The 5,697-nt window shown below is 70.9% G+C and carries 8 protein-coding genes and 1 pseudogene; all 9 read right to left on the reverse strand.

The window, feature by feature from the left end; genetic code table 11:
• A pseudogene (locus H5411_RS45695) lies at window positions 1-304 on the reverse strand (hypothetical protein); the annotation flags it as partial.
• A gap of 39 nt (window positions 305-343) precedes the next feature.
• On the reverse strand, window positions 344-811 hold the full coding sequence (locus H5411_RS45700; RefSeq protein WP_101436277.1) for a hypothetical protein: 468 nt from the start codon (window positions 809-811) through the stop codon (window positions 344-346).
• Window positions 808-1,524 (reverse strand): hypothetical protein, encoded by a 717-nt coding sequence (locus tag H5411_RS45705; RefSeq protein WP_101436278.1) that lies wholly within the window; start codon window positions 1,522-1,524, stop codon window positions 808-810. Before H5411_RS45705 ends, H5411_RS45700 begins: the two co-directional genes overlap by 4 nt.
• Window positions 1,525-1,535: 11 nt before the next feature.
• On the reverse strand, window positions 1,536-1,781 hold the full coding sequence (locus H5411_RS45710; protein WP_101436279.1) for a hypothetical protein: 246 nt from the start codon (window positions 1,779-1,781) through the stop codon (window positions 1,536-1,538).
• Window positions 1,782-1,823: 42 nt separating this feature from the next.
• On the reverse strand, window positions 1,824-2,336 hold the full coding sequence (locus H5411_RS45715; RefSeq protein ID WP_101436280.1) for a hypothetical protein: 513 nt from the start codon (window positions 2,334-2,336) through the stop codon (window positions 1,824-1,826).
• 42 nt (window positions 2,337-2,378) lie between these two features.
• A complete protein-coding gene (locus H5411_RS45720) occupies window positions 2,379-3,182 on the reverse strand; it encodes a hypothetical protein (RefSeq protein ID WP_101436281.1) in 804 nt (267 codons plus the stop codon).
• Between the two features lie 46 nt (window positions 3,183-3,228).
• Window positions 3,229-3,468, reverse strand: a complete 240-nt coding sequence (locus H5411_RS45725; RefSeq protein ID WP_101436282.1) for a hypothetical protein — start codon at window positions 3,466-3,468, stop codon at window positions 3,229-3,231.
• A gap of 56 nt (window positions 3,469-3,524) precedes the next feature.
• Window positions 3,525-3,842, reverse strand: coding sequence for a hypothetical protein (locus H5411_RS45730; RefSeq protein ID WP_101436283.1), 318 nt, complete (start codon window positions 3,840-3,842; stop codon window positions 3,525-3,527).
• A gap of 81 nt (window positions 3,843-3,923) precedes the next feature.
• A complete protein-coding gene (locus tag H5411_RS45735; RefSeq protein WP_101436284.1) occupies window positions 3,924-5,690 on the reverse strand; it encodes a VWA domain-containing protein in 1,767 nt (588 codons plus the stop codon).
• Window positions 5,691-5,697 lie beyond the last annotated feature (7 nt).

A 5,697-nucleotide genomic window follows, 5' to 3' on the forward strand; every position in this document is an offset into this window, starting at 1 on the left:
GGTGCCACCGGTCGCCGCCGCCCGCCGTCATGCGCACGCCATGGTCGTAGGTGATGATCCAGTCGTTGCAGTGGCTGGTTTCCCAGTCCCACGGCCACCCGTTGCGGGGGTCGTGCGCGGCGCCGAGTCCCTCGACCGCCCACATCAGCAGCAGGTCCTTCACCGCCGAGACGTAGGTCGAGGGGAGCCTCGCGGTCAGCGCGGCACGGCCGTAGGGATGTTTGAGGAGGTTGTCGGGGTGGCAGGCGAACTGCAGGGAGCCGATCCACTGTGCGCCGAGGTAGAAGTCGGTGCGGGTGGTCATCTTGTGCCCCTTTCCTTGTGGGGTCTGTGGGTTGGGCGGTCAGGTGCCCTCGGAGTTCGGGCAGTGAGGCTGGTGTCCGACGTCGGATCCGAAACCCAGCGGCACAGGCACGGGGTGACCGCTGGTGCGCGCGTCGAGGAGGCGGCCGAGGGAGGCGAGATCGGTGACCTCGGCCCGCGGCACCTCGCCGGCGCACTCCGGGCACGGCGCGAGGGCCCGCAGGTCGTCGACCGTGCCGCCGAAGGAGGTGAACCGGTACTCGGTGCCGTGATCGGTGATGGTCACGCGATACCAGCGCCACCCGCCGTGTTCCCGGTCCGGGTCGTCGGTGACCGTCACCGCCGCGCACGGGACCCCGAACACGTCGGTCACATCCCGGACCAGCCGACGGCGGGTGATGGCGCGCTGGACGTCGCACGGGCGAGTGTCGAAGCCGGGATCCTGACGGCGGGCCCGGTCGAACGCATCAGCGGCGCGTCCGGAGAGAGTCTCGGCGGCGGTGTTCATCGGGGGCGCTCCTTCACACGGGTGTCGTCGGCGGTGGGCGGTGCGGTGGTGTGGTCGACCCGTGCACCGAGGGCGCGGGCGAGGGCGGGTGCGCGGGCGATCGCCTCCTCGACCGGCAGGGTCAGCTCGATGCGCATGACGTCGCTGAACTCCATGTACGTGACCGACACGGGCGCGATCCTGCGCGGCTCCTCGCGGCGGAATGTGGAGGTGAGTTCGTGGAACAGCTGGGACGCGAGCTCGTCGCGGGCGGCGTGCCCGCGTGCGCGCGCTTGGTCGCGCTCGCGTTTGTCGGTTTCGGCGCGCGCGAGTGCCTGGTGGTAGCGCGGGATGAGGTGCTCGTGGATGTAGGTGGCGACCTCGGCGGGCGCGGTGCCGACGGCGAAGCCGGGATGGGCGTCCTCGTCGTGTTCGCGTGGCCACACGAACACGTCCCAGAGCCGTCGCGGCACGTCGCCTGGTACCAGGTGATACCCCCACGCGCGCCGATCCCACGGGTGCAAACCGATGCGGATCCCGGTGCTCAGGCACAGAAGATCCGCGACCTCGCCGGGATTGCGGCCACGCCCGACGGTCCACTTGCCCGGTAGCGCGGCGGCGATGTGGATCGCGTCGAGGGCGACCCGGTCGTACTTCGTGACGCGCGGCGGCGCCGCATTGGGTTCGGTGTCGTGGGCGGTGTCGGGTGCCGTTGTGGTCGTTTTCGTTGCCATGATGGGGCTTCCTAGTCGCTCGTAGGGTTGGTTGAGGGTTGGCGGCGCTCGTGGGCGGCGACGCCGTCGTTCCAGGCGAGCTGGCAGGCCAGGGCGTGGCCGTGGGTGGCGGTCGCGGCGTCGGCGGCGTCGAACCATCCGTCGGCGTAACCGGAGCTCCAGTGCGGGGAGGCGGGTTCCGGCGCGTAGTCGAGGCCCGCGCGGTAGTCGTCCCAGCCACACCTGCGGCCACGGTGGTAATCGGGCATGGCGGTCACGGGATGTCCCCTTTCGTCGTCCCGTGTGGACGGTCGGACCCGCTAGGCGTCCGTCGCGTGCGGGCAGTGCGGGTGGTGGCCGGGGTCGCCGTGGAATTCCACGGGCGCGTCGTCGGTGCCGTGGTGTTCGGACTCGGGGTCGAGGTGCGCGCCGAGGTCGGCGAGGCCGGCGACTCGCGCGACCGGGACCCGGGGTGCCTCGCAGTGCGGGCACGGGCCGAGCAGCAGCCAGCCCCATAACGGGTCGAACCCGGTCAGGTCCTGGATGAAGTACCAGCTGCTGCCCTCGTTGGTGACCTCGATGAGGTCGCCCGGAGTGATATGGGTTCCGATGCCGTGGTGGCGGTCGGGGTCATCGCGCACGATCACCGTGTCGATGCCGACGTCGAGGGCGGCGGCGATGTGGGCGGCGGTGATCGCGCGGCGGTCCCATTGCAGCCGGAAGGTGTGGCGGTCGGCGAATTCGCGCGGGGCGGTGTCGCGGTGGCGGCGGGCGGTGGTGATCGCGCGGGCGGTCAACGACGCGGGCGCGTCGGTGGGTGTCGTCGTGGTCATGGTGAACGGTTCCTCCTCCGGTGCGGGTTCGGGTGCGCGTGCTCACGCGGTGGCGAGGTCCGCGCGCAGCCGCGCGAGCGGGCGTCCGTCGCGGGCGCGGCGCCACAGGTGCCAGCCGTTGACGGTGGTGGGGGTGGCGAGGCTGGTCGCCAGCGCGGAAACGGTGGAGATGCGAAGCTCCTCCGGTCCGGTGTGGTGCACCAGCTCCCCGTGCGGGCCGATGGTTGCGGTGTGGTCGTTCCACACCAGCTCGTCGCCGATGGCGAGCTCGCCCGCGCGGATTAGGTCGGCGAGCGCGTCGGGTGCGTCCGGGTCTACCTGTGCTGCATCGGCGAGTCCGGGCGGGCGAGGGCCCCGCGGAGGCGAGTTCTTTCCGAAGATCGACGAGGCGAACACCCACACGGCCAGCTCCTGTTCCGCGCGGTCGGCGAGGGCCCGCATCCACGTGGTCACCGTGGTGGCGACGTGGTGCGGCCACCGTGTGTCCAGCGCGGCGAACGTGGCGACCGTGTGCCATTCGCCTGGGGCGGCGGCGAGTACCTCGACGTCCACCCGTGCGGGGTCGTTGTCGGCGGGCGGAGTCAGTCGCACCACGACGTCGCCTCGGTGCACGTGGGCGGGCGGCGGTGCGGGCAGCCACACTCCGGCGAACATTTCGGCGGTGTCGGTGTGCGCGGGATCGGTCGGGTAGTCGTGGTCAGGAAGGCCGAGCCGCACGCTCGTGACCACGAGCGCCCACGCACCGGCGGGGTTGCGTAGTGGCACCGTTCCCGGTGATGCGGGCACGAAGGTCACCGCGTCGGGTGGCACGGTCGGGTCGGTTGGCGTGGTGTGCGTGGCGGTCATGGTCGGCGCTTCTTTCCGTTGCGGCGGTGGGGTTTGGGCATTCCTGCTAGTCGAGCCATGGCGTGGCCGTGGTGTTGCGGAACCGTGCGGGTGGGATGCCGTTGGTGACGTGTCCGGAAGCGCAGCGCACCTTGTAGTGCACCCCGCTGGGCACAAGTTCGTCCGTCTCGACGGTGTCTTCGGGGGTTGGACACCGAAACAGGTCGCAAGCCCAGGTGATGTTTTTGAAGAATTCTTGGTATTTCCTGGCGTCCTCGGGAGCGTCATCGCGAAAGAAGAACTGCATGGGATTGGCCTTCCGGGTCGGTGATGCTTGGTCGCTCTTTGGTGGTGGGCCGTGTTTTAGTCGCGACCAGCGAGGCCCGGCATGTTCGCGAGTTCGTTCCATAAGTTGATTCCGTTGCACCGGTGCGCGGACAGTCCGAGCGCGTAGAACGCGGTTACCGTGTCCGGCATCGGGTAGCGCCGCACGGTTCCGATGGGGTCCTGGCATCGCACGGTTACGGTGCCGTCGCGGTGGCGGACGATCGTGCCGTTGTCGATGGGCGCGTAGTCGGTGCCGTCGCCGTTGTCTCGCCAGTGCAGCAGCGCGATCGTGTCGCCGTGCTGATTGACGATGGGCTCTGCGGAAGCGGGCGGCGTGGTGTGCGTGGTTGTCATGGTTCGGCGCTTCTTTCCGTTGTGGTCGTCGGTTTTGTTCGCCCGGGGGCGGGGGTGCCCGCCCCCGGGCGGTGGGATGGTTCAGCGGGTGGCGCGCAGGGCGGCGGTGGCTGCCTGCCCGATGGCGCGGGCGGTGGTGGTGGGGTCGGTCAGGGTGTGCACGGTGGCGCCGTTCATCGGTTCGTTGCCGAAGTCGTTGGGTTCCAGCCACAGCACGGCGCAACCGCTGGCGCGCAACCGGTCGAGCATCTTCTGCCCCGGGATCTTCGTGTCGTCTTCGAAGCATCCGTCGGAAATGATCACCAGCAGGCGGGCGGCGTCGGGGCGGGACAGGTTAAGCGCGCCGTCGAGTGCGCCGATCGCGGTGTCGATGTGGTGCTCGCCGTCGTTGGTGTCGAATTCGGTCACCCGTGCCGGGGTGACACCGGGGTGGGTGATCGGGCGCACGTGGTAGCCGAAGATCACGGTGGCGGTGGTGGCGGGTACGGCGGTGTGGCGGGCGGCGTCGGCGAGGATCCATGCCGCCGAGGCGACCGGTGCGGCGAAGGCGTCCATGGACCCGGACACGTCGCACGCGATGCCGATCCGTAGGGGCGGGGCGGGCACGGTCGCGCGGGTGGTGCGGGTGAACGGTTCGGCGGTGGGGATCGCGCCCGCCGCGCGTTGCGCGTCGGCGGTCATCGCTCCCCGCATCCGCAACCGCCCCGGGGGCACTACCGAACGGGTTTTCGTGACCGTGCGGTCACGGACTCCGGCGGTCGTGAGGGAGCGGGCTAGTTGGCGCGCGGCGGTGCGTTCGGACGGGCGCGGCGCCCGGGTGCCCCGGGTGGTGGTGCCGTAGGGGGGCGGCTTTCCGGGGCCACCGTTGAAGACGGCGCGCGCGTTGCGTTGCGCGTTCTGCTGTGCCTCGTCCTCGTCGGCGGCGGCGTTGAGTTTCTGGGTCACGGGGTCGGTGGGTGCGGGGTCGGCGGCTACGGCGCGGCTGACCGCCGCCGCCGCGCTGGCGACCGCTTTCGCCAGTGGTGACGGGGTGCCGTTGCCGTTCTGCCCGTCGTCGCCGTCGTCGCCGTCGTCGTCCCCGGGTTCGGGGGGCGGTTCGTTCGGGTCGGTTCCCAGCGCCTCGCACCAGCGGCGCCCGAGGTCGATCATCGCGTCGGCGTCGTCGTCGGCGGTGCGGTGTGCCTCGCGCCAGATCTCGCGCAGAGTGTCGAGGGTGTCGGCGTCGAGGAGTTGTTTGACGACGCGGGCGACCGGGGTGGTTTCGCGGCGGTTGAGGATTCCCCCGTCCACCCGTGCCAGCAGCAGCGCGGCGGACCGGGCGGCGTCGTGGGTGGTCATTTTCGGGGCGGTGGCGGGGTTGTTCGCTTGCGTGTCGGCGAGAATGAGGTTGGTGGCGCTGGCGCGCAGCCAGTACCGGTCACCCGGGCGGCGTCGGATGTGTGCCGCTTCGATGCGGGACTCTTCCAGCAGGGTCGCCGCCGCTGCTGCCCCGGGCGGTGCGTCGTCGGGTGCACGCCAGACCGAGTGTTTGGCATGCGCGCATTCGTGGGTGAGCAGTCCCCACGCGGTGCGGTAGCGCTTGCGGTCCCCGACCCGGTGCGGGGCGACGGTGGCGGGGTCGACCCCGCTGTCCACGTGGGACCCGTCGACCTCGATGGTGTACAGGTCGGGGAAAAAGCACGCGGGGGCACCGTGCCCCGCCCCGGGCGCGACGGTCACCACGAGGTCGTCACGGTCGGCGATTGCGGGGACCTCGTCGCCGAATGCGGCGGACAGGGTCAGCCACCCGGGGGTGGTGGGGAAAATGGCGGTGGGTGTGGCGGCGGGTGCTGCTACATGGGTGCTCATGGGGTGT

Source organism: Amycolatopsis echigonensis (genome assembly GCF_014174495.1).
GTDB lineage: Bacteria > Actinomycetota > Actinomycetes > Mycobacteriales > Pseudonocardiaceae > Amycolatopsis > Amycolatopsis echigonensis.

What these genes read in the sequence shown, in the direction of transcription:
- H5411_RS45730 (WP_101436283.1), bottom strand. Translation starts at nt 3,842, where the DNA reads ATGACAACCACGCACACCACGCCGCCCGCTTCCGCAGAGCCCATCGTC.
- H5411_RS45735 (WP_101436284.1), bottom strand. Translation starts at nt 5,690, where the DNA reads ATGAGCACCCATGTAGCAGCACCCGCCGCCACACCCACCGCCATTTTC.
- H5411_RS45700 (WP_101436277.1), bottom strand. Translation starts at nt 811, where the DNA reads ATGAACACCGCCGCCGAGACTCTCTCCGGACGCGCCGCTGATGCGTTC.
- H5411_RS45720 (WP_101436281.1), bottom strand. Translation starts at nt 3,182, where the DNA reads ATGACCGCCACGCACACCACGCCAACCGACCCGACCGTGCCACCCGAC.
- H5411_RS45715 (WP_101436280.1), bottom strand. Translation starts at nt 2,336, where the DNA reads ATGACCACGACGACACCCACCGACGCGCCCGCGTCGTTGACCGCCCGC.
- H5411_RS45705 (WP_101436278.1), bottom strand. Translation starts at nt 1,524, where the DNA reads ATGGCAACGAAAACGACCACAACGGCACCCGACACCGCCCACGACACC.
- H5411_RS45725 (WP_101436282.1), bottom strand. Translation starts at nt 3,468, where the DNA reads ATGCAGTTCTTCTTTCGCGATGACGCTCCCGAGGACGCCAGGAAATAC.